The 24,499-nt window shown below is 37.6% G+C and carries 24 protein-coding genes; 6 read left to right on the forward strand and 18 right to left on the reverse strand.

The annotated features are described in order from the left end of the window. Nucleotides 1–6: 6 nt before the first annotated feature. From KHA93_RS15060 to KHA93_RS15070, 3 genes are all read left to right on the forward strand, one after another. Complete coding sequence (locus KHA93_RS15060; protein ID WP_213111482.1) at nt 7–1,290, forward strand: MFS transporter; 1,284 nt, start codon at nt 7–9, stop codon at nt 1,288–1,290. Between the two features lie 604 nt (nt 1,291–1,894). Then, nucleotides 1,895–2,482, forward strand: coding sequence for a histidine phosphatase family protein (locus KHA93_RS15065; protein WP_213111483.1), 588 nt, complete (start codon nt 1,895–1,897; stop codon nt 2,480–2,482). Between the two features lie 4 nt (nt 2,483–2,486). Next, nucleotides 2,487–3,227: a class I SAM-dependent methyltransferase gene (locus KHA93_RS15070; protein WP_213111484.1), complete on the forward strand. Its 741-nt coding sequence runs from the start codon at nt 2,487–2,489 to the stop codon at nt 3,225–3,227. A 22-nt stretch (nt 3,228–3,249) separates the two neighbouring features. Here KHA93_RS15070 and KHA93_RS15075 read toward each other — a convergent pair whose 3' ends face one another. From KHA93_RS15075 to KHA93_RS15135, 13 genes are all read right to left on the reverse strand, one after another. Beyond that, nucleotides 3,250–4,182 carry an aldo/keto reductase gene (locus KHA93_RS15075; RefSeq protein WP_213111485.1) on the reverse strand — a complete coding sequence of 311 codons (933 nt, stop codon included), beginning with the start codon at nt 4,180–4,182 and terminating at the stop codon, nt 3,250–3,252. A 106-nt stretch (nt 4,183–4,288) separates the two neighbouring features. Next, complete coding sequence (locus KHA93_RS15080; RefSeq protein WP_213111486.1) at nt 4,289–6,133, reverse strand: ABC transporter ATP-binding protein; 1,845 nt, start codon at nt 6,131–6,133, stop codon at nt 4,289–4,291. Then, the gene (locus tag KHA93_RS15085) at nt 6,126–7,856 is read right to left on the reverse strand and encodes an ABC transporter ATP-binding protein (protein WP_213111487.1); all 1,731 of its coding nucleotides are present in this window, start codon (nt 7,854–7,856) and stop codon (nt 6,126–6,128) included. Before KHA93_RS15085 ends, KHA93_RS15080 begins: the two co-directional genes overlap by 8 nt. Before the next feature lie 57 nt (nt 7,857–7,913). Then, complete coding sequence (locus tag KHA93_RS15090; RefSeq protein ID WP_213111488.1) at nt 7,914–8,360, reverse strand: MarR family winged helix-turn-helix transcriptional regulator; 447 nt, start codon at nt 8,358–8,360, stop codon at nt 7,914–7,916. 109 nt (nt 8,361–8,469) lie between these two features. After that, nucleotides 8,470–9,399, reverse strand: a complete 930-nt coding sequence (locus tag KHA93_RS23740; RefSeq protein WP_213111489.1) for a type II secretion system F family protein — start codon at nt 9,397–9,399, stop codon at nt 8,470–8,472. A gap of 3 nt (nt 9,400–9,402) precedes the next feature. Continuing rightward, nucleotides 9,403–10,371, reverse strand: a complete 969-nt coding sequence (locus tag KHA93_RS15100) for a type II secretion system F family protein (RefSeq protein ID WP_213111490.1) — start codon at nt 10,369–10,371, stop codon at nt 9,403–9,405. Further along, nucleotides 10,372–11,703: a TadA family conjugal transfer-associated ATPase gene (locus KHA93_RS15105; protein ID WP_213111491.1), complete on the reverse strand. Its 1,332-nt coding sequence runs from the start codon at nt 11,701–11,703 to the stop codon at nt 10,372–10,374. Further along, nucleotides 11,703–12,878 (reverse strand): CpaE/TadZ family protein, encoded by a 1,176-nt coding sequence (locus KHA93_RS15110; RefSeq protein WP_213111492.1) that lies wholly within the window; start codon nt 12,876–12,878, stop codon nt 11,703–11,705. Before KHA93_RS15110 ends, KHA93_RS15105 begins: the two co-directional genes overlap by 1 nt. After that, nucleotides 12,878–13,462 (reverse strand): Flp pilus assembly protein CpaB, encoded by a 585-nt coding sequence (cpaB, locus tag KHA93_RS15115; RefSeq protein ID WP_213111493.1) that lies wholly within the window; start codon nt 13,460–13,462, stop codon nt 12,878–12,880. The genes KHA93_RS15110 and cpaB overlap by 1 nt, the downstream gene beginning before the upstream one ends. Nucleotides 13,463–13,488: 26 nt before the next feature. Next, complete coding sequence (locus KHA93_RS15120; protein ID WP_213111494.1) at nt 13,489–14,430, reverse strand: pilus assembly protein TadG-related protein; 942 nt, start codon at nt 14,428–14,430, stop codon at nt 13,489–13,491. Beyond that, nucleotides 14,430–14,807 (reverse strand): TadE/TadG family type IV pilus assembly protein, encoded by a 378-nt coding sequence (locus tag KHA93_RS15125; protein ID WP_213111495.1) that lies wholly within the window; start codon nt 14,805–14,807, stop codon nt 14,430–14,432. Before KHA93_RS15125 ends, KHA93_RS15120 begins: the two co-directional genes overlap by 1 nt. Next, nucleotides 14,804–15,310 (reverse strand): A24 family peptidase, encoded by a 507-nt coding sequence (locus KHA93_RS15130; protein WP_213111496.1) that lies wholly within the window; start codon nt 15,308–15,310, stop codon nt 14,804–14,806. Before KHA93_RS15130 ends, KHA93_RS15125 begins: the two co-directional genes overlap by 4 nt. 68 nt (nt 15,311–15,378) lie before the next feature. Beyond that, entirely contained in the window at nt 15,379–15,549 is a 171-nt protein-coding gene (locus KHA93_RS15135; protein WP_213111497.1) for a Flp family type IVb pilin, read from the reverse strand. Between the two features lie 239 nt (nt 15,550–15,788). On the opposite strand from KHA93_RS15135, the gene KHA93_RS15140 reads away from it, so the two are divergent. After that, complete coding sequence (locus KHA93_RS15140; RefSeq protein WP_213111498.1) at nt 15,789–16,115, forward strand: DUF192 domain-containing protein; 327 nt, start codon at nt 15,789–15,791, stop codon at nt 16,113–16,115. A 51-nt stretch (nt 16,116–16,166) separates the two neighbouring features. Here KHA93_RS15140 and KHA93_RS15145 read toward each other — a convergent pair whose 3' ends face one another. Together KHA93_RS15145 and KHA93_RS15150 are read right to left on the reverse strand one after the other, a co-directional pair. Further along, on the reverse strand, nt 16,167–17,096 hold the full coding sequence (locus tag KHA93_RS15145; protein WP_213111499.1) for a metallophosphoesterase family protein: 930 nt from the start codon (nt 17,094–17,096) through the stop codon (nt 16,167–16,169). 12 nt (nt 17,097–17,108) lie between these two features. Continuing rightward, complete coding sequence (locus KHA93_RS15150; RefSeq protein WP_213111500.1) at nt 17,109–18,338, reverse strand: MFS transporter; 1,230 nt, start codon at nt 18,336–18,338, stop codon at nt 17,109–17,111. A 315-nt stretch (nt 18,339–18,653) separates the two neighbouring features. Here KHA93_RS15150 and KHA93_RS15155 point away from each other — a divergent pair, with 315 nt between their 5' ends. Continuing rightward, nucleotides 18,654–20,147, forward strand: coding sequence for an ATP-binding protein (locus tag KHA93_RS15155; protein WP_213111501.1), 1,494 nt, complete (start codon nt 18,654–18,656; stop codon nt 20,145–20,147). A gap of 27 nt (nt 20,148–20,174) precedes the next feature. On the opposite strand, the gene KHA93_RS15160 is transcribed toward KHA93_RS15155, so the two are convergent. The 3 genes from KHA93_RS15160 to KHA93_RS15170 all read right to left on the reverse strand — a co-directional run bounded on the left by KHA93_RS15160 (nt 20,175) and on the right by KHA93_RS15170 (nt 23,334). Further along, nucleotides 20,175–20,723 carry a GNAT family N-acetyltransferase gene (locus tag KHA93_RS15160; RefSeq protein ID WP_213111502.1) on the reverse strand — a complete coding sequence of 183 codons (549 nt, stop codon included), beginning with the start codon at nt 20,721–20,723 and terminating at the stop codon, nt 20,175–20,177. A gap of 398 nt (nt 20,724–21,121) precedes the next feature. Then, nucleotides 21,122–22,594 carry a sulfatase family protein gene (locus KHA93_RS15165; protein WP_213111503.1) on the reverse strand — a complete coding sequence of 491 codons (1,473 nt, stop codon included), beginning with the start codon at nt 22,592–22,594 and terminating at the stop codon, nt 21,122–21,124. A 20-nt stretch (nt 22,595–22,614) separates the two neighbouring features. Next, nucleotides 22,615–23,334 (reverse strand): sulfite exporter TauE/SafE family protein, encoded by a 720-nt coding sequence (locus KHA93_RS15170; protein WP_213111504.1) that lies wholly within the window; start codon nt 23,332–23,334, stop codon nt 22,615–22,617. Nucleotides 23,335–23,493: 159 nt separating this feature from the next. Between KHA93_RS15170 and KHA93_RS15175 the strand changes: the two genes are divergently transcribed. Continuing rightward, complete coding sequence (locus KHA93_RS15175) at nt 23,494–24,414, forward strand: aldo/keto reductase (protein ID WP_213111505.1); 921 nt, start codon at nt 23,494–23,496, stop codon at nt 24,412–24,414. Nucleotides 24,415–24,499: the final 85 nt, after the last annotated feature.

Consider the following 24,499-nt stretch of genomic DNA (forward strand, 5'->3'; position numbering starts at 1 on the left):
AAATGGGTGAAAAAGTTTTATTCTAAAGAGGAGAATAGTTGGATTCTTTACGACTGGGCGAACTCAGCCTATTCGATTATCATTACGTCCGCGGTGTTCCCTATTTTTTATAAATCAATGGCTAGCTCTGCAGGAGTGAGCGACGTTGATTCAACCGCATATTTAGGTTATACAATCGCAATCGCAACCTTTATTTTGGCAATGCTTAATCCTATTCTAGGAACGATTGCTGATTATCGGGGGCTAAAGAAAAAGTTCTTCACTTTCTTTTTCGTAATGGGAGTAATAGCAACAGCATTACTCGCTTTTATCCCAGGAGAGCAATGGCAGCTATTATTAATATTTTATATGATATCCACTGTTGGTTTTACTGGATCTATTGTGTTCTACGATGCGTTTCTCGTTGATGTCACAACGGAAGAACGAATGAATCGTATATCTGCTCGCGGGTATAGTTTGGGATATATCGGAAGTACCATTCCGTTTATTATCAGTATTGCAATAATTATCCTCTCGCAGAAAGAGATCATTCCAATCTCACCTGGAGTGGCCAGTAAAATTTCCTTCCTTATTACAGCTGTTTGGTGGGGACTCTTCACAATCCCTATGTTTAAAGATGTTCATCAGCGCTATTATATTGAACGCGAACCGAATCCAATCGCAAATAGCTTTAAACGCCTTGGCCAAACCTTTAAAGATATTCGGAAATATCGAACACTGTTTTTATTTTTACTCGCCTATTTCTTCTATATCGATGGGGTCGGAACGATTATTTCTATGGCCACTGCGTATGGCACTGATATGGGGATTAGCTCTACTACTCTCTTGATTATTTTATTTGCAACTCAAGTGGTAGCAGCTCCTTTTGCTATTTTGTATGGGAAGTTTTCAGATAAATTCGGTGCAAAAAAAATGCTGAACGTCGGAATTATTGTTTATATTATCGTTTGTATATATGCCGTATTTATGAAAACAGCTCTTGATTTTTGGATACTTGCAATGTTGGTCGCAACTTCCCAAGGAGGAATTCAAGCATTAAGCCGTTCTTACTTTGCAAGGATGATTCCAAAAGAAAAATCCAATGAATTCTTTGGTTTTTATAATATTATCGGAAAATTTGCTTCCATCATGGGACCTCTTTTACTAGGGGTCACTGCACAAATTACAGGTCACACTTCATACGGTGTATTCAGCCTCGTCATTCTATTTATAATTGGGATTGCAATCCTTGCACGGGTGCCTGAACAACATGGAAATGAAGCGGATCTTGGGAATTCGAAGATCGTATAATTATATAAAAATAGGGACTGGTTTATAGCTAAGTCCCTATTTTTTATGACTGGACTCAAGTTTCTCCCATTTTAGCAATGGCATTTTCCATCAGTGCACGGTGATTCTATCGGTTTACCAGTGTCGTTATAATATTACTGGTCGTTTGGAGAAGTTTACTGGCTGGTATTTCTATTTTACTGGCCGGCATTCCTTTTTTACTGGCCATTCAGAGACGTTTACTAGCCGCCATTCCTATTAGAGCAAATGCTTATGTTCAAATTTTTCGTTTTAATCAAACGTTTGATTAATGCTCTGCTTCCTATTTCAATTTAATCAATCGTTTGATTAACTTTCTGCTCCCCTTTTCAATTTAATCAATCGTTTGATTAGCTCTTTACTCCCTTAGTAATCCACGGCTATACGGGAGTTTCGGAGCGTTATCCGTGAATTGTGCATCTATAGTCGAATGTTTGTTTAACACGATAATTGCTCCTTTTTTTAAATTCAATCAAACGTTTGATTAAGACTATACATACTGCAAAATGATGAGAACGGGCAACATAGCGTATCAATGATATGCTTTTAATAATCAATATTTTGATATAAAGGAGAATGATAGTTAGTGACGACTATTGGATTTATTAGACATGGAATAACCGAATGGAATGTACTTGGCAAAGCACAAGGAATATCGGATATTCCTTTAAATAATACAGGAAAAGAACAGGCACTAGCTTTAGGAAATAGATTGCAGAATAAAGATCGTTGGGACTTTCTTATTTCAAGTGATCTATCTCGAGCGTATGAAACTGCCAAAATTATTAGTGATCTGTTACATTTACCTGTTCATCTAGATAAAAGGATCCGCGAAATTCATTGTGGAAAAATTGAAGGAACGACAGAGGAAGAAAGAATAAATACCTGGGGGGAAAATTGGCGCGAACTAGACCTTGGGATGGAAAAGTATGAAGAGGTTGCTAAAAGAGGAATTGAGTTTTTAGAATATATGACAGCTAAGCATAAAGATAAAAAAGTGTTAATAGTAAGCCATGGAGCCTTAATCGGTTTAACGTTACAACATTTGCTCCCAGAAAAATTTCCTACTACTTATATCGATAATGCGTCCTTTACTATTCTTGAAAAAACGAATAATCGTTGGAAATGTCCATTATATAATTGTACGGCCCATTTTTTGAAAACGGGGGTATGAAAAATTGAATGACCAAAGCCGAAAAAATAAAATAGCTTGGGAATATCGAGCATATGAGTTTTGGACTCAGAGAGATGGATCACCTCAAGAAAAGACAAAAGTTATTTTAAAAGACCCATTAGCAGCATTAAAAAAACATCAACCGTATTTTGAGAAAATCGAGGGAAAGAAGATTGCGAATCTATGTGGTTCCAATGGACGAAAAGCCGTTCCACTAGCTTTATTAGGTGCTGATGTCACTGTGTTTGATATTTCGGAAGAGAACAAGAGATATGCAATGGAATTAGCAGAGCACGCTAATACCTCTATTCAATATATTGTTACTGATATTTATGATATTGATCTAGACAAATTTGGTGGCCACTTTGACATCCTTTATTTAGAAGGAGGGATTTTACACTATTTTTCTGAGATTGATCCATTCATGTATATCCTATTTTCTTTATTAAATGATGAAGGAATTATGGTATTGAGTGATTTTCATCCATTAAGAAAGTTTGTAAACTCTCAAAATCAATCCGGTTACTTTGACACTGAGCTACGTAATGGAGATTTAGCGTATAAACATTTTTTTGAAGAGGATGAACAGCAGGATTTTCCGGATGTTGTAGTTAAGTCGTATACTCTTAGTGAGATCATAAATTCAGTTATTTCATCTAGTTTTACATTGAAAAAATTTGATGAGCATCGCGGCTGGAAAAATGAAAACATTCCATGGGAATTTACGATTTTGGCAGTTAAATAGAAAAAGGACCTAATTGGCCCTTTTAACTATAAATCCTGTCAATCTCTTTAATTTCAGCTTCTGTTAAGCTAACTTCCAATGTTTTAAGATTATTCAATACTTGCTCTGGTCTTTTAGCGCCTGGGATAACTGTGTCAACGGCGTCTCTTGTTAAGTACCAAGCCAATACAATATGAGCTATTTCTACTTCCTTCGCTTCAGCTATTTTTCTAAGCTGGTCCACTTTTTCTAGATTTTTAATAAATTCTTCCCCTTGGAAATGTGGCTTTCTTGCACGGGCATCTGTAATTTGTGAGTTTTTATTAAATTTACCAGTGAGCAGGCCCGAAGCTAGTGGGAAATATGGCACAAACGAAATGTTGTGTTCCAACATATAAGGGAAAAAATCTTTTTCTGCTGATCGATTTAAAAGATTGTATTCCCCTTGATATACATCTACATAACCGTCAACATTCGCTTCTTTTAACTGGTCCAAGGAAAAATTAGACACACCGATAGAGCGAATTTTCCCTTGATCTTTAAGCTCTTTTAAAACGCCGACCGCTTCAGCTTTTGGAGTATCTTCATCGGGAAAATGGATGTAATACAAATCAATATAATCGGTTTGTAGTCTGTTTAAGCTTTCTTCAACAGAACTCCTCAAAAAGCTAGGAGAATTATCAACAACAATATCCTCCCCTTCAAAACGATGTGCACCTTTTGTAGCGATGATAATCTCACTTCGTTTACCCGTTTCTTTTAACACTTCTCCGATGATTTCTTCCGAGCGTCTCGGACCATAAATAAAAGCTGTATCGAGGAAATTCAAGCCATTTTGGATAGCCGTTCTAATAATATCTCTTCCAAGCTCACCATCTAAATCCGGATTTAAGCGTGCTGCCCCTACTGCATTCGTACCAAGACCGATCGGATTCACATACAAATCCGTTTTTCCAAGTCGTACTTTTTGAGCCATATGTATCTACTCCTTTTATTAATAATCTCATATATAAGCGTTTCGACAAAGATACGTAGATTCCTCCCAAGTTACGTGAAATGCTTAAACTTAAGAGGAACCCTCATTATACTGCCTTCTGGGCAGTCCCTGCATTCATTTGGAGCTCATAGTAAAATCCTTTATGCTCCATTAAAGCATCGTGGTTGCCCCGTTCAAAAATTTCTCCGTCTTTAATGACGAATATAATATCGGCTTCACGAATGGTACTGAGTCTGTGTGCGATGACAAAACTTGTACGGCCTGCCATTAATGTTTTCATCGCATCTTGTATTTGTCTTTCAGTCCTCGTATCAATGCTGCTCGTTGCTTCGTCAAGAATTAATATGTCGGGATCCGCCAAAATGGCACGCGCAATCGTAATAAGCTGACGCTGGCCTTGACTTAAATTACCTCCATCTGCAGATAGTTTAGATTGATATCCTTCAGGTAATTTGCGAATAAAACCATCCGCATTCGCCATTTTAGCTACTTTCACCACTTCCTCATCTGTAGCATCCAAACGTCCATAACGGATATTTTCCAGGACTGACCCACTAAATAAAAAGGCATCCTGCAAAACGATTCCTATACGTTTACGTAAACTATTCCGATCCCACATTTTAATATCAGTGCCATCCACCTTAATACTACCCTTTTCTATATCATAAAAACGGGTTAGCAAGTTTACAATCGTTGTTTTCCCGGCACCTGTAGGACCAACAAGTGCTATATTTTGCCCCTTTTCCGCCATGAAAGAAATGTTTTTCAATACTGCCCCATCGTCTTGGGAATAGGCAAACGAAACATTTTCAAACTCAATTGAATGATTGATACGTGAAAGGTCAGGTAATTTTTCGCGAATATCGTCTTCTTCCACTTCATCCATTACTTCAAATATACGCTCTGCCCCTGCAATTGCAGACTGCAATAAATTGAACTGATTTGCAAGCTCGTTAATTGGTCTACTGAATTGCCGAGAATAGTTTAAAAACGCAACCACAATTCCAATTGTTACAATCTCCTTGAGTGCCATGTAACCGCCAATTCCTGCGATGAGCGCAAAGCCTAAGTTATTCACAAAGTTCATGGAAGGTCCCATCACACCAGCAAAAATTTGAGCTTTCTTGGCAACGTTCCGTAAAGCCAAATTCTTTTCGCGAAATTCCTCTAGCGCTTTCTCTTCCCGGCGATACACCTTAATTACCTTTTGCCCAGATACCGTTTCTTCAATAAAACCATTTAATGAACCTAGTTCCTTTTGTTGGCTACTAAAAAATTTCCGAGTGAACTTCGCTACATTTTTTGTTATCAAAATAACGAGCGGAATGATTAGCATGCTTACAATCGTTAACCATACATCCATCACAAGCATAAAAATGACGACCCCCACCAGTGTCAGCACACTATTGATAAACTGTGCCATGCTTTGATTAAGAGTATTCGAAACGGTGTCCATATCATTCGTCGTTCGGCTCATTAATTCTCCGTGAGCTGTTTTATCAAAATAAGGGATTGGTAGTTTCTGCAATTTATCAAATAAATCCCGACGCATTTCTCTAACTGTATTTTGGGACACTGTAGCCATTACATGCATTTGCAACCACGAAAAAGCAGAACTGCCTATATAAACAAATAGTAAAGCCAAGCATAGCCAAAGTAGTCCATTGTAATTATGCGGAATAATATATTTATCAATCGATATCCCAATTAAATATGGACCTGTCAGCATAAGAACAGCACTTATCGCTGTAAAAATAGTTACGGCAATTAAGCCGGATTTTTGCATGCGTAAATAATGCCATAATCTTTTTAACGATTCCTTCGTATTTTTAGCTTTTACAACCGGTCCCCTTGGCATGTGACGACCTGGCCCATGATGAAAACCCGGAGGAGGCCCTGCTGGCTGGCTTCTTTCTTTGGAATTAGGCATGGAGTATTTCCTCCTTTCGCTGCTGGGATGCATAAATTTCTTGGTAGATTGGACTGTTTAAAAGCAATTCCTCATGTTTTCCTTCTGCTGCAATTTCTCCATTCTCTAACACAATAATTCGATCTGCATCTACAACGGATGAGATGCGCTGCGCGATGAAAATACATGTACTATCGCTCCAATTTGATTGCAAAGCTTTTTGGATGGCAATTTCAGTTTTCACATCAACCGCACTCGTACTATCGTCCAATATGAGAACGGCGGGTTTCAATAAAAGTGCACGAGCAATCGAAATTCTTTGCTTTTGCCCTCCCGATAAATTGACCCCACGTTGGCCTAAAACAGTATCATAACCGTTTGGCATTTTGCTAATAAATTCATGGGCCTGCGCCGCTTTTGCCGCCGCTTCCACTTCTTCCATCGAAGCATTTGGTTTTCCAAAACTAATATTTTCATAGATAGTCCCGCTAAATAAAATAGTCTGCTGAAGCACGAGACCGATATGTTTTCTGAGTTCTTCAAATGGAAAATCCAATACATTTTTTCCATCCAATATGACGGAACCACCTGTCGGTTCATAGAGCCCAGGAATTAAATGAATGAGCGACGACTTCCCCGTTCCGGCAGCCCCTAAGATGGCCACTCTTTCACCACGTCTCGCATCAAAACTAATATTCTTCAAAATTAGTTCTTGGTCTTGTTCATAAGCAAAGGAAACATTTCTAAATTCAATGCTGCCCCCTATATTTTTTAATGGTTGAGCTTTTGGAGTCTGTTTTTCCGGCTCAATGTTCAACACTTCATTAACACGATCAGCGGAAGCTTTTGCTCGAGAAATGGACATCATGAGCATCCCAACCATTAAAAGCGAGAACAAAACTTGAGTAACATAGTTAATAAATGCAACTAAATCACCCACAGGCAGATGACCTGCCCATGTTTGCCCAGCGCCAAACCAAAGGATGGCAACGATCGATACATTCATGATCAACATCATGACTGGCATATTTAAAGCCATAATCCGAAATGCTTTTATAGCAAAATCAGTGTACTCCGTATTTTGTTGATTGAATTTTTCACGTTCAAAATCACCGCGAACAAATGCTTTTACTAATCGCACTCCGCGAAGATTTTCCTGCAAAACGTTATTAACTCCATCTAACCTTGCTTGCACTTTTGAAAACATCGGAAACGCATAGCGGACAAGCAAATACAGTGCTGTAAAAAGCAGTGGCATTGACACAACTAACACTAATGCCAGCTTCGGACTAATGATAATCACCATTACGGTGCTTCCGATTATTAACAATGGAGCACGAACAAATATCTTTAAAAGCATTTCGACAAACAACTGAAGCTGAGTAACGTCGTTTGTAAGCCTAGTAACGAGCTGTCCCCCAGAAAAACGATCTAACTGCTTAAACGTAAAGGTCTGGACACGTTTATATAAATCCTCACGTAAATCTGCTGCAAAATGAACGGATGCAAAGCTTGCAAAAACCGTACATCCGACACCACCTATTACCCCTATAAAGGCGATCAGCAGCATCCAAGCCCCCGTTGACTTCACTAGGGAAAGATTTCCCGTCATGATTCCTTCGTCAATAATCGTTGCCATCAGCCTCGGCTGAAGTAAATCCATACACACTTCAAGCACCATTAAAAGGGGTGCAAGTAATACGAAAAGCCAATGTGGCTTTAAATAAGGGCTTAACTTTCTCACATTTATTTCCCTCCAATTACTTTTTATTTATATAGCGAACCTAAGTATTTATGAGCTTTACTTCTTATCTTCAAATGTCGAAGAAAGATTTGCCTTAAATCTTTCCAAAAGTTCAACGACCATTTGCTGCTCTTCTTTACTAAATTTTGAAAAAGGATCAGAAAGTAATTCAACCCCAGCGCTAGTTATCGTTTCTAAATGGTTTTTTCCTGAATCGCTCAACATGACGATTTTCGTACGTCCATCTTGTGGATCTGTCGTCCTTTGTACAAGACCTGCAAGCTCCATTCGATCAATCATTTGTGACATGGAACTCGAGCGGACTTCTAATTTTTCTGCTAATTCTCCGATTGTGCACGGCTTTTTCCAAAGGTGACGCAATATAAACCATTGAGTCTTTGTTATTCCTTGTGGGGATGCTTGATCACGGACATTTCTCTTTAACATTCTTCCCACATATTGAACTGCATCTATAAATCGTTCTAAATTTTCAGTCTCTTTCATTTGTATTCACCTCATTTGAAAAAGATTATATAGCTATCCTACATAAAATGCAAGCGCATTCACCAATAAAAAAGTGCCCGTTTCCTAAGAAATCAAGGCACTCCATATATTAAAACACATTTTGTATTAAATAAATAACCAACGGACCCATTAATACGATAAAAATCGCAGGGAAAATAAAGAGCATCATCGGAAAAACCATTTTTACAGGTGCCTTCATCGCTTGCTCTCGCGCTAGTTGTGTTCGTTGTTCCCTGATTCTTTCCGTTAATGTGCGCAGGACCTTCGCCATCCCTACACCTAACATATCAGCCTGAATCAAGGAAGTAATCACACCTTGAAACTGATGAACAGGAACGCGGGCTCTTAAATCCGAGAAAGCTTCTCTTCTCGATTTTCCAAGTTTCATATCTTCTAATGTTTGCAAAAATTCTTCGGAAAGCGGCCCCTTCATCTGATTACACACTTTTAAAAGGGAGGCATCCAGTCCCATTCCAGCTTCAATGGATAAATTGACCATATCAAAGAAATCAGGCATCTTCTTTTGAATCTCGAGTCTTCGCTTTTTGATGATTACACTTAAATAAAAGGCAGGATAATACATGCCAAGAGCTGCTACAATCCCAGCTAATAACGTACTGGAAAACGGGTTTGCATCTGATTTATTTAGCAGTAAGTAAAAAATAAAGAATAAAGCTCCTCCAATGATGAGCTGCAAAAATCGGAAATCGATTGGTGATAGTTTAAGGGGATAACCCGCTTCTCTTAACTTTTTTTCCAAGTCTTTTTTACTTGAAGTGGTCGTTTTCTGATCAAGAAACTTTTTTATTTGATCACTAACCGTTTTCAAAAATAAAAATTTCGGTTGATTTTGCTTTCTTTGTTTTGTTTCTTCCTTTTCTTTCTTCGTATCAATGTTGAAATAGTGAGAGATTCTTTTTGAGATAATGATTTCTTTTTTATATAAAAGACTCAGAATCCCTCCAACGAATAAAGTGAAAAATAGAGCACTAAATAGGAGAAAATATATCGTAATCACATTTTACACCTCAATGTGTACAATCTTTTTTATAAATAGCCAACCTAGCAAAATATTTAGACACCCAACAACAACCATCGCCCAACCTAAAGGATGTGAAAATAACATTTGAAAGTATTCAGGATTAACAAGTTTAATATAAAGAGCTAAGGCGATAGGCAAGATGGTAATAACAACTGCCGACATTCTTCCTTGAGCCGTTAATGTTTTTACCTCGTCCTTTACTCTTGTACGATCAATGATCGTTTCCTGCATCGTTTCCATTAAATAGGCCAAATTTCCACCACTCTGCCGCTGAATAAGCAATGTATTTAAGACTAGATCCAGTTCTTTATCCGGAAGTCTTTCTAATAAACTCTCAAAAGCATCTTCGATAGGGATTCCATAATTAATATCCTGCAATGCTTTTGTAAATTCCGGACCAAGCGGATCCTCGATTTCACTTGCGACCATCTTCATCGCTTGCATAAAGCTAAATCCCGCCCGTAATGCATTTGCCATTGTGCCTAAGGCAGATCCAAGCTGTTCCGAACATTTCTGCAGGCGTTTTTTTCGTTTGTTTTTTATATACATAGTAGGCAAGTAAAAGCCAATAATCCCGCAAACTAAAATGACTAGCATATGAAAATCGCGGACGTAACCAAAAAACATACATAATAACGATACAAGAAACCTGCCAATAATTAATTCTCCAGGGGACAGCTTCACTCCGGATTGTATAAGGAGATGTTCTTGTTTGGAAAGATTAAAAACAGACTCGATTCCTTTCGCCGCAGTCTTAATGAAGGAATTCTTTTTACGTCTAGGAGTCTCTTTTTTCTTTTCCATCTCAGCTTGGTTTAGCATGAAAACATATTTTTTTAATCTTTTTTCATATTTTCCTTTTTCAAAAATAAGAGAAAGCACTAATTTAAAGACGACTGTACAAATAATGAACGAGAGAGCAATAATAAGCGGAAGTGAATCTTTCATTTACCACTCCTCCTTAAACAGAGGACGTATTTGATTTCCAGCTAATTCAAGTTGCTCCACACAATGAGGAATAATTCCTGTTGAAACAAATTTTCCACTAACCTTCCCAGTGTGCGGATTTTGCTGTTCACTATATACAAAAATATCTTGGAGCGTAATGATGTCTCCCTCTAGTCCTTGGACCTCTGTTATTTTTGTAATTTTCCTTGTTCCATCTTTTAATCGTGATTGTTGAACGATAAGATTTAGCGCACCAGAAATTTGTTCACGAATCGCTCGTACAGGTAAATCAAACCCGGACATCAACACCATCGTTTCAAGTCTTGCAAGCATATCCCTAGGAGAGTTCGCGTGGCCTGTTCCAAGGCTTCCATCATGACCAGTATTCATCGCTTGTAGCATATCAAGCGCTTCTGCACTTCTAACTTCCCCGACGATAATACGATCTGGTCGCATCCGGAGTGAATTTCGCACAAGATCACGGATTGTAATCTCTCCTTGACCTTCAATATTTTGAGGACGGGATTCTAGTGATACAACATGATCCTGAGAAAGGTTCAATTCCGCAGCATCCTCAATCGTTACAATTCGTTCATTTTTTGGAATGAATGACGACAGGACATTTAACGTACTCGTCTTCCCCGATCCAGTTCCTCCACTTATAAATATATTTAACTTTGATTCTACTGCTGCTTTTAAAAAGTTCGCCATATTTTCACTTAAAGTGCCCATTCGCAATAAGTCATATATCGTAAAAGGCGTATCCGAAAATTTCCGGATTGTAACTGTAGGTCCATTCAAAGCTAGTGGCGGTATAATAGCATTGACACGGGACCCGTCAGGTAACCTCGCATCGACCATCGGAACACTTTCATCAATTCGCCTTCCAAGCGGAGAAACAATCTTTTCGATTACTCGCAATACATGCATATTATCACGAAAATGAATCGCTGTTTTTTCAATTTTCCCGTTTACTTCTATATAAACATCGTTTGGTCCGTTGACCATCACTTCCGTAACTCTTGGATCAGCCAAAAGAGGTGAAATCGGACCAAAACCAGTCAACTCATGAGAAATATCGCTCATTAATTGCTTTTTTTCTTCAAATGTGAGCTGTTCTCCTTCTATTTCTAAAAAATCATTTACGAGCGTTTCAATTAAAAGATCCATGTCCTTATCTTGGTTTTCAGGCTTTTTTATTTCATCAACGAGATGATTGTGGAGCTTCACCTCTAAATCCGTTAACTTTGAAAAGGACCTTGTTTTAATAAAACTTTCCTTTCGTTCTTTAAACTCTTGAGTGGGACCTCCCAATCTTGTCAGTAAAGACATTATGCATGCCCCCCAGCTTGGACTAGTTTTCTTGCCTTTTGCTTTTTCGCTCCAATCCGTACTTCTGGTTTTACTAAAGAATCAGCTACTTTACGAAAGTTCTTTGCTAGTTTTGATCTTGGGTATAAGTAAAAGAGTGGTTGTCCTTCGTTGATGGAAGCAATCACTTTTTTCTCCATAGTAGGGAGAGCAACGAATATTTTTTTGCCGACGACTTTTTCAACTGTCGCTGACGTGATTCCCTTCACTTTCATTTGTCTGTTTAATATTAGCTTCGTCCGCTCCGCTAATTGAAGTGATTCTAATGTTTCGATAAGCATTTTACTATTTTTGAGCGTTGGTAAATCGAAATACGTCATCACAAGAATTTCATCTGAATTTTCCAATGCGACAATCACATTTTCATCCATATGGCACGACACATCGATAATAACGATATCATATTGTTTTTTTAATGCATGAATCGCCTTTCTAACATGGTTGCCTGTAATGACTTCCGCAAACTCTGGACGCTGGGGGGCTGCCAAAATAGAAATTCCATTTTTAAACGGCGTCATGAAGTTATCAATTTGTAGTCCTTCCAGATCTTCTTTTATCCAGTCATAGATTGTCAGTTTTGGCTTCACATCCATAAACATGGCGATATCCCCGAATTGAAGGTCTAAATCAATCACCGCCACTTTTTCTAATTTCTTACTGAAAGAAGCAGCCAAATTTACCGCGACCGTCGTTTTTCCAACTCCCCCCTTGGTACTGGCAACCGTAATAACCTTTGCATTTTTTTCATCTCTAGTTAGAGCAAACGGACGGTTAAACTCTCTATTTGAAATAGCAAGCTGAATATCTTCTTTGATTTTCGCTAAAGAGGAGGTAAGAAAAATAACATCCGCTGCCCCCGCTCTCAACACTTGCTTCATATCAGGATCACGTTCTGACTGAAACACTAATAACACCGCCGATTGCGGGAATCGTTGAGTAACCTTTCGGCACAATGCATAAACATCGTAATGATCTGAGGGAGGTAACACTACAATCCCATTGTCTGTAGATTTCAGTAGGTCAAATAACTTGTATTCATTGGTAGCCCATCCGACTTCGCAACCAAGACTGAAGGAAACCTCTTCTAGCTTTGAGATTACTTCATCATTTTCTGCCATCGAAAAAATCTTCACCATTATCTAAACACCCCTTCGTGTAAATCATCTGCATGGATATGTGTATGTTCAGGTTCAAGCTTGTCATCGCCTTCATTTCTAAGCATTAAATACAAATCATTTTTGGTGGCAAACCCTAGAGCTAGTCCTTCTCTAGGTGTGACTTCAATCGTTACCATTTGATATCTTTTCCTTGTTTCTTCGTCATCCACAGCATGTCCAATCGCCAGTATCTTTACATTTTGTAAAAGAAGAGTCGCCGCATCATGTTGCTTGTCTTTATATTCTTCCGGCACTGTCATTATGGATACAATATCAACAAAAGAGCCTGGGGTAATAAAACCGGCTACCCCTTGGGGATCATTGACTGCGATACTTATTGCTCGATTGCCTTTTGAAAACGGAAGCATTTCATTTCCTTTAGGTTCCTCTACATCTACCTTCTCGGCAACTTTTTCTTCATTCTCTTTATCCTTCGCACCCGCAACTTCTGTAGGCGCTGGTTGTGCAGACTTCTTTGGTTCTCCACTCACCATCATAAACATCATCAAAGTGGCCAGTATACCGAAAACCATTGCAAACAGCCAAATTTTCTTTGTATTCATGTGTTCACCTGCTTTCTATTTCATTTCTAATTCACTAGCTTTACAGTAAAAATTCCGTAGTTTTCACCTTCACTAAATTCACCTGATCCAACCGTAGGGATAAATCGGCCTATTACCGACTTATTGTTTCCGTTTGGATTCACACTTTCAATCCAAAAGGAAGCAAATCCAACAATCTTAACCATTGATTTCCCGTTTGCCCCTTGGAAAGTTTCAACAATTGGAACTGTCACAACTCGACTGCATGTCTGATCGGCCGTAGTATACGATGAGCAATGTGGTTTAGTGTTATCTTGTCCGATTCGATATTCAAAGGCAGACTTTACATTTCCCCAAGATAGACCCGTTTTCGTATATTCAAATTCTTCATTTATTTCTCGGTTTGCTCCATGCATAATCCCTTCTTTTAAATCAGATCCACCGGGACCATTAATAGCCAAAAAACCAAAGTTTCCGTTAACAGAAGCATTGTTTGGATTCCCAGCTTGGAAGTGCATGGTATACGAATCTCCCGGATTATACACTACATCCTCCATAGCAACTGGAATAATTCCCTCTCCTTTTATTAACGTTTCAAGAGTTTCAGCTCGCGCATATGCGCCCACATCGCTATCACTAAATCCTAGTACTCTAGCAAATGTTAACTGTTTATTGACCGTCTTTTTTATTTCAATGAAGTTAGCTCCCGTATCAACTTCATCGGTTGTCACAGTAAACCCATTTTGGTTAGCTATATTAATAGCTACATTTTCAGCCTCACTTTCAGAAACTTTTAACCTTTGTGCACCAGCTAGGACAGCTGCATCAAGCGCTTTTTGAAGACGGCTTTTTTCAAAATAAAGATTTCCAACATCGACGACAAACGCAGTAAAGCCAATGAGCATGAACATTCCTAGTGCAACGAGGATCATTGAAACCCCGCTTTGTTCTCTTAAAATTCTTGCAATCATTTGAGCTAACCTTTTCATTACTCCACCCTCATGACCGTTTTATTTTCCACATCAATGCTTTTAACCGTTTGACCTAGGATTGGTGTTATTAAATCAACGGTATAGGTCAATGTAATTGTCACATCATTTCCGCTTGTTCGATTAGCCTTGCCAGCAGGAGAAATCGTGATCCCTACTCCATCTCCAAGACTTGTCGTAGCACTTTCAGTCTTGCTTTTTATTTCACCATCTTCTTTTCCAATTGCTGCATCCCTTGCGGCTTCTCTTCCCGCATGATCAAGTGTTAAGTAGGCATGAAAGACCCTTCCAAAATCTACGATTCCAAAAAGTAGCATAATTAATATTGGGAGAATTAATGCCGTTTCTACCAATGACTGACCTTTTTGAGATTTCATACGTAAATCTCCTTTAATAATGTTAAGAAAGAACCGATGGCGATTGGGATTGCGTAAGGGATGGAAAGCGACTTTGTATCACTACTAAATTGAAGTGATCCCTTTGTACTTTTCAGGAAAAGAACCGAGAACATCATAGATTTGAGAGTAAAACCGAGCTGCTTCCTTTTTAGCAAAATAAAAATAGATATAAGTCCTCCGATGATTCCTGCAAATAAACCTGTATAAAGAACAAACATCGTTCCTTTCAAAGCACCGATTGCGGCAAGCAACTTTACATCACCGGCACCGATTCCTCCCATTAAAAATGGGATGATTAACAACCCTAAACCTACTAAGAACCCTAAACCACTGAATGACAAACCTTGGAAACCAGATGTAAAAATATGATAGATGAGAGCAATTAGAATGGCTGGCAAAGTGACAATGTTTAATATTTTTCGGCTGCGAAGATCTGTAATGATGCAAATGGTGAGGATAAGAATAAGTGCAATATTAGACATAGGAATTCTCCTTTACTATAAAAATGAGCCCCGCCGGAGCAGGGCTGCTTGCTTATTAGTTTTGTTTATTAAACACCTTGTAAAGTAGTTGCGATTAATTCAAATATCCTGTCAAGTTCAGGCGCAATAAGCATTAATGTTCCAATAACCGCAATCGCAATCAGGCCAACCAACAACCCATACTCTGTCAATGCTTGTCCTTCTTCTTCCTTGAAAAGTCTCATTACTTGTTTCATCATTGTTTACTTCCCCCTATAAAATAGTTTTTTTGGTTTTGTTCTGTATCAAGAACTTAATTGTAGTATATAGTGAACGGAGGTGTTTGAAAATAGTCATTATCGCCCATTCGTTCTATATAATGAACTTTTATCTTTAATTTACTCTATTTATCTCACTTTTTCTCACTATTTCATTTTTTATAAAGAACTTTTCGTTCTGTATAATGAATAATATAAACAGATCTTAAGGAGTGATATTTATGCTAGGGAAAGAAATTCATTTGCCATTAACGATTCATAGAGCGGATACATCGTGGAAACGTTTGAAAGGATTATTATTTTATAAAGAACCAATAAAGGAGGAAGGGCTTCTTATTACGCCGTGCAATTCGATTCATATGTTTTTTATGAGATTTGCCATTGATGTCGTTTTTCTGGATCAAGCGAACAAAGTTGTGAAAGTCGTTTCTGGTTTGCAACCGTGGAAAATGGTCCCACCTGTTCGCAATGCGTATGCTACATTAGAGCTACCTACTGGGACGATTACACATCAGCATATTTCTGTTGGAGATACGATTTCTTTATAAAAATGACAAAAGCGAATGTTGGCTACCTTTCAACATCCGCTTTTTGTTATATTAGCTTTCCGATTTTTCCTTATGCTTGTAATGCGAAACTACTTTTCCATCACCAATTCGAACCCAGCTATCAAACTCGCGTTTTCCTTCATATAATTGGATGACCCGTCCTCCACGCTCCAGTCCACCATACACGTTATATCCAACTGAACGACCGTAGCATAAGGAGATTCCATAAAGCTCGCCGCAAAAATCGTTATCATGGTCATGCCCGACAAACGTCCCCATAACATCTCCCGACTCGAGCATGGCGGTAAATAGTCCACTATTTATTTTTGGAGAGCAGATCATCTCATTTTTAATCCCTGACATTTTCCCATATTGAAAAACATCATTGTATTCAGGTAAAGGAATATGGAAAAAGGCCAATGCTGGAAGTGGATTGCCGTCTATCCTAGCATACTTCTTAGATTCGTCTACATACCAATTGACTTGATCATGGTGTATCCACTCATATCCACCTATATGTGCAGGTGCATAAGCACCAGAGTCAATAAAATATAAAACAGATTCTACTACATCATTTTTCGACGATTGAATAGGTAAAGAGTAATTACCCACACCATGAATATGAGCTGGACCTGCCTGTGCCAGCGAATTTGCATAATCCTCCTGAATCTTAAATAATTCTTCGCGAGTGATATTTGCTTCAGAGTCATGATTCCCATACACAATTGCAAACGGAATATTCCACTTATCAATATGATCTAGCACTCTTCGATATGATTTTCCAGGCTGATCAACACCTTCACTCCAAATTAGATCACCAGTAATAGCAATTAAATCAGGGATTTCTGCTTCAATGACTTTATCAATTGTTTGAAAGGTTTTAATATCTTCTTCTTTTTCTACATCTCCACCAATATGTAAATCTGTGAACTGAAGAATTTTAAATGTACCATCTTCCCGAAATCTTAATTGTTCTCCCATTGTTCTTCCCCCTTATAAACCTATTTCTTGCATTGAGGTACTCTGCACTTTTTGCTTCCGTATTTCTTTTAACCAAAAGAGAAAAGCTATAAATAATAGCAAACTCGTAAACCCATATAGCCATGGTAAACCGACAAAATCTAAAACAATAAAACTCAATAAAGGTCCTACTGCTGCTCCAAGGTCGGCAAATAAAGTATAATTGGTCATCGTTTTAATGGATAGCGGACCTTTAGCCAAGTCAGCAGCCAAAGAATCACTCATTGTAATTAATAAAGTACAAATAATCTGGAAAGCTAAAATCATAGCAAGTAATAACGCATAATTTACCGCAAACGGAATAACCGCTAGAAACAAGGCCCCTCCCAAAAAAGCTATGGTTAAAAGTGGAACTCTTCCAAATTTAAGATCTGACCACCTGCCAATTGCTGGAGCTAAAAATGGATCGATGCCCATTTTAACCGATTGGACTACTCCTGTAATCGCTGCTGCTCCGATGGACATTCCCCATATCAAAACAGTCCCATCCAAATGAAACTCAATCACTTTACTAATCGTAGTGAAAAAGACTCCATACACAACGAAAGCAACGAATAACCCATTGAACAACACTTTTCTATGGAGAGCGCTTCCTAAAGTAGAACCCGTTTGCTTCTCCACTGAATGTTCCGCGTTCGGTACATTGGGAATAAACTTAATTGCCAGCGGTATTGTTAAAACTGCTAAAATGGCAAACCCGGTTGTAATGGAAGAAATGCCAACCAAATCGCTTAATAATCCGCCAATTAACATACCAAACAAAGTACCTAATCCCCATAGCCCATTATATAAGCCGATTAACTGTCCTCTCGTTTTTCCATCACTACTTGCAATAACGGTTAAATATCCCCCAAGGCGTAAAAAAGACCACGCAACGCCCCATAGAATTCTTACTAATAAAAGCAGCCAAAAACCTTTTAATACTCCATATGAATAGGTTGAAAACGATGCCAAAACAATCGCGAACAAAACCCCTGTTCGTTTACTTATTTTATGATAACACCAGCCAACAATAGAATTGATTGGTATTCTAACAAAACGATTTATTGAAAGTAGAACCCCTACCTGCCACAATGAATCTAGTCCAAAAAATTTCCAATAGATTGGAAGGACAATAAATAACATTTCATTTCCCAATAAACAGATGGCAGTAATTAAGGCAATAGTTATAACTGGCCTTTTTTTAAAAGTGTATTCTTGCATATAAGCAATCCCTTCCCTTTAATAATAAAATCCGAATCGTAACATTATGAGCTCCAATTAATGGGGACTAGAATTGCTTTTATATAACACATAAAACAATATACAATACATCGTCTGTTTTTTCCTACACTTTTTTACTTTTCTAGATTTTAGGATATTAGACTTAAGACAAATGGCATAGTTATGCCCTTTTAGGATGAAAAACAAAAATATTATATTAAAAAACTATATGAATATGTTACTATTTGTCGAATAATGGTAAAATTAAACAATAACGATTAAGGGGAAGATCCTTTGTTACATAAATTGAACATCATGAAACTTGTGAAAAAATGGTCGATCTATCTACTAGTTACATTGGTGCCGTCAATTATTATTAGTTGCATACTCGCGAACCAAAATATAGAAAATCTAAAAACTAAATATCAAAGCAAAGCTGACCAATGTGCAAAAATTCATGCGAGTAATTTAAATAATTTTATTGGAGAAACCATTGGAAGATTAGAAATGCTAGCCACTTTGATCAACACTCAGCATGATGACTTAGACAATATTTATGAAATTTTAAAAGAAACACACGAGCAGGACGATCGTTTTTCAGGTCTTTATTTAGTTGATCCTAAAGGGGATTTCATTGTGAGTTCAAACCCTTTAACTCATTATGTCAACGTAAGCGATCGTAGTTATTTTCAAGAATCAATTAAAACAGGAAAAACAACTTTTTCACAATCACATATAGGACGTGTAACAAAGCTGGAAATTATTACAGCAGCCACTCCTATCAGTCCAGATGCCATTACAAAAGGTGTTCTGCTCGTCAGCATTAGACTAGATGAAGTGGAACAATCAATCAAGAACATAATAAAAGATGAAATTATCATTGTAAAAAATGAAGATGGGAAGACGGAAATCGAAACAAATACCCCTATCCCAACTGAACAATATATTGAGGCCAGTACGGAGATTACACAACTTCCATGGACACTTACTGCAAAAGTGATAAATGAGGAAAATGACTCATTTTTTAATATCTTTTTTTATTACTTTGTATTAGTAATGTTTATCGTAAATTTAGTATTTTTAGTAGTTCATTATTTTCTATTGCACAAAAAAGGAAAAAAAGAGAGAGCACAAATTGAACATCATAAAATTGAATTACTTGGTAAACTTGCTGCTAGTACAGCTCATGAAATCCGAAATCCGTTGACTGGAATAAAAGGACTTATTTCATTATTAAGTGAAGAAAACCATGATCAAAAAGCACAATTTTATTACGGGGTTATCCAAAACGAAATCACCCGAATTAATGCCATTGTTAGTGAATTACTTTTACTTGGTCGGCCAACGGCATATACATTTGAAGTTTGCGATACGAACAACATCGTACAAGAAATTGCACCTATTATCCAATCAGAAGCCAATTACATGAATGTGGAATTAGTCATAAAATATTCTAAACACAAATTGCCTATATCATGTGTAAAAGATCAAATTAAACAAGTGTTGCTCAATCTTACTAAGAATTCTTTACATGCAATTGTAGAGGATGGGAAATTATCAATTGTATTGGAAAAAGTTCAAGATGAGTGTGTTATTCACGTGACCGACGATGGAAAAGGAATTCCTCGGGACAAACTTGATCAAGTATTTAATCCTTTCTTTACAATGAAGGAAGAAGGCTCCGGGTTAGGATTAACAGTTTGTAAAAGGATCATAGATTCTCATAACGGAACCATCACGATTCAAAGTGTTCAAAATAAAGGGACGCAAGTAGAAATACGCATCCCGCTCCACGAGTCCGAAAAATAAGGAGATGGAATCATCCTCTCCTTATTTTTACATTTGTTTTTGAAAAATAAAAATAACCTCATCCGGATTATATTTCATACGCAATTGTTCTTGAACTTTTTTACCTGTTTCATAATCATCTATTTTTACTCTTTCGTACTCCTCATGATTCGAATTTTTTGCCACCAGTTCGGACGGCTGAAAACCATTTTTCAAATAAAATTTTTCCACTTTCACATCATCAGCAGAGCCAAGATCCAGTTTCTTATAGCCTAAACGTTTGGCTGTTTTTTCAAAATCCGCAATCAGTTTGGAACCAATTCCTTTTCTAGCATATCCTTTTTCTTCTTCTAAATTTACCGCAATTCCTTGTAACTGTATGGCTTGCTCATCTCTATTTGAGGGATGCCCGTAACAAACCCCTGCTAGTTCCTGTTCATTCATTGCAATGAGATATAGGTCGGGATTGCACTCAACTCTAAATGAAAAATCTTGAAAACTTTCGTCATCTAAATATTCACATTGAAAGTCATGAGCGATTTCATAATTTTCTTTTTTAATAGTTTGGATTTCGATATTCATAATCCACCTCAGCATATTATTTTTATTGAAAAAAATTTAGACTTCTCCTTTTTCATCAAGGTTGACATACCCATCTATCAATCACTGATTGGTGACCTTCGTCGATGAATTTAGCCTTACTTACGACCACAATAGCTGAATTGACGACCTTCATCATCGGATTTTACTTTACTCAGGGCTTCAATCTACTGATAGGTGACCTTCGTCGTTGAATTTAGCCTTGCTTAGGGCCTCAATAGCTGGATTGACGACTTTCATCATAGGACTTTACTTTACTCAGGGCTTCAATCTACTGATAGGTGACCTTCGTCGTTGAATTTAGCCTTGCTTACGGCCTCAATAGCTGGATTGACGACTTTCATCATCGGACTTTACTTTACTCAGGGCTTCAATCGACCAATAGTCATTAAGCTTTAAAACCTAACATCCGGTTTATGACGAACAACATCAGAAGTTGCCAAATGGAACGTTAATAAACGATCTTTCATTTTCAATAATATATCTGCTAGTTCTGGATCGTTGATTCGATTGTTTACTTCATGGGGATCAGCATTTAGATCATACAATTCATCTTCTTCATATAATCGTTGTACATATTTATAATCCTTTGTTCGGCACATAATTGCTTTCGTATGCTCAGGACCTTTACTTCTCTGCAATTTTAACCTTGGATAATATAATGCCCCTGGCTGCTGTTGGTCGATTGCCTCCAATTCCATACAATGTGTCTCTCCGTGAAGTCTTCCTCCTTCAGAAAAGACCGCATCGCGGTGTTCATCAACTTCTCCTGCAATAATTGGAAGGAGTGATTTACCAAAATGGGTATGCTCTGGCACAATTCCAAGCAAATCTTCCACGGTAGCGGAGAAATCTACTAATTCCACTAAGGCATCACGTACACCAGGTTTAATAGGAACGTTATTAGGTGGTTTTATGATAAACGGAATATTTGTTAAACAATCTTCAAATGTATTTTGATTTTTTTCCGCTAGATTAAAATCTCCTGTGTAGTCACCGTGATCCGAGAAGAAGAAAATAGCTGTATCATCATAGATTCCCGCTTCTTTCAAGGCTTCCATAATTAAGCCGAACTGATGATCAACTCGAGCGCACATCCCGTAGTACGTGGCTCTTAATTCAGTCCAGTTCTCTTCTGGCCACGATTCTAAGTTTTGGATTTCAGCAATTCCTTTTAGCATACTTGCTTTGCCAGAAAAATCTTTAGGGGGTTTTACTCTTTCTGGAAGTTGATCGCGGTCAATCATACTAAACCATGGTTCTTCAACAGCATAAGGAGGGTGCGGATACAAGATTGGTAGATAAATACACAATGGTTTATCTTCCGGAGCATTTTTTATCCGATCGATTGCTCCGTGTATATAACCCCAATCATTTTCAGCAAATCCTTTTAAACCATGGTTGTCCTCTACTTTTCCTCCAAAAAAAGAATAATACCCAGGGCTATCTAGCTCACCTCGCCAATCCATATTATATGTAGCCTTCACTTTTGGGGGCTCTGGAACATATTTTTCATCACAGTACTCAGAGAAATCAGCATCATTAGGAATTAAATCATTTTTACCCCCCCACCATACGTAATACCCTAACTTTTTTAACGTCCGTAATAAAACAGGGTCTTCCGGCTGCATCATATGAAAAATCGTCCGATTCCCTTTTATATGAGGGTACCAACCGCTCATGAAGGAACAACGGCTAGGTGTACAAACAGGATTTTGACAAAATGCCCGCTCAAACGATACCGCTTCTGTTTCAACCAACCGATCCAAATTAGGTGTGACAGCAGCTTGGTTGCCTAAATGTCCCATCACATCACCCCGCCATTGATCCGGATTAAAAATAACGATATGTGGCAGCTTTTTTGACATATTCTTCCCCTCCAAGATATTTATTTCAAACTTTCCACTAACAAATAGAAGCCAGTGAAAATAAGGATGCTATATGTAAAGATTCGAAACAAACGTTGATTTATTTTTACAAACAAAAGCTGTCCTACATACATACCTATTATGACAAATGGCAAAGCATACCCGCTTGATATCCATATTGTTTTATTTGTTCCGGCAAAGATCACCTGTATCAACAAACTAATAAAATAGATAAACAAATAGAATGCCAATGTCGTGGCCCGTAATTTTTCCTTATTGGAATCTATTCCTGAAAAATAAAGTAATAAAGGTGGTCCGGGCATCCCTATACTTGTCGTCAGCAGTCCAGCTAGACTACCTGTTGTCATATCTCTACCTTCCGTCTGACTTATCCTTACTTTAAAAATTAATAAAAAAGTCAGCATTAGGACGATGATACTAATACTGAATTTTAATTTATTCATATCAAACATTAAGAAGATGATCATCCCAATAGGAAGTCCGGCAACGCTTCCAATTATGAATCTTTTTAATGCACCATAATCTATATCCTTACGAATCTTATAAATTAACGCACTTGATATAACGAAAGACAGTATTAGATTGATTTGAATGGCTTCTTTAGCGCCAAAAATCATGAGAAGAAATGGTGTAGCCAAAATAGAAAAACCAAAACCCGTACTAGTTTGCAAAATGGAAGCAACTAAGATGATAAAAATAAAAATGAAAAATGTATCCAAACATACACCTTCTTTTTCAGAATATCTCGTGTCCCTTATTATATCATTATGAAGTTGTAGACGATTATGAATTTTTTGTATTTCTGAAACATATTAATTGACCTGATGGGCTACTTGTAGCTTATAGTATGAATGAGAACAAAATAAGGGGGATTTTCTGTGAAATACTTTCCAATTAAGAATACAAATTTAAACGTTTCCAACATTATTATGGGGAATATGCGAATTACGCAGCTTTCTCTTTCCGAAATTGAGAATTTAATCCGTACCGCAATGGACCATGGGATTAATTTCTTTGATCATGCGGATATTTATGGCGGGGGAAAATGTGAAGAATTGTTTGCAGAAGCCATTCAAATGAATCCAAGCATCCGTGAAAAAATGATCTTACAAAGCAAGTGCGGAATCCGTTCAGGCTACTTCGACTTTTCAAAAGAGCATATCATTACATCCGTTGAAAGTATTTTAAAGCGCTTAAAAACGGATTATCTCGATATTTTACTACTTCACCGTCCCGATCCATTAATGGAACCTGAAGAAGTGGCCGAAGCTTTTGATGAATTGCATAATAGTGGAAAAGTAAGATACTTTGGTGTTTCGAATCATAACCCTGCTCAGATTGATTTACTTCAAAAATATGTTTCTCAGAAGTTGGTCGTTAACCAGCTTCAACTAAGTATTGCACACACACCAATGATTGATTCTGGAATCACATTGAATATGAATGTCGACCAATCGATCAATCGCGACAGTAGCATATTAGAATATAGCCGCTTACACGATATCACGATTCAAGCATGGTCCCCATATCAAACAGGATTCTTTAAAGGACCGTTCTTAGGTGATACGGAAAACTTCCCTGAGTTAAATGAAGTAATTGATAAAATTGCTGAAAAATACGAAGTAACCAATACCGCGATTGCAACGGCATGGATTACTCGACATCCAGCTAATATTCAAGTAGTGCTTGGTACAACGAATGCTGGAAGATTAAGTGACGCTTGTAAAGGTTCTGAACTTCCACTCACAAGAGAAGAATGGTATCAAATTTACAAGGCTGCTGGGAATATCGTTCCGTAAATATTAAATTAGGTAAAAAAGAGTCCGTTTTGGAGTATGAAATACTCTTGAACGGACTCTTTTTTTAGAGTTTTAGCGGGGGCTA

Origin of the sequence: Lederbergia citrisecunda (assembly GCF_018343695.1) — a bacterium.
Lineage (GTDB): Bacteria > Bacillota > Bacilli > Bacillales > Bacillaceae_C > Lederbergia > Lederbergia citrisecunda.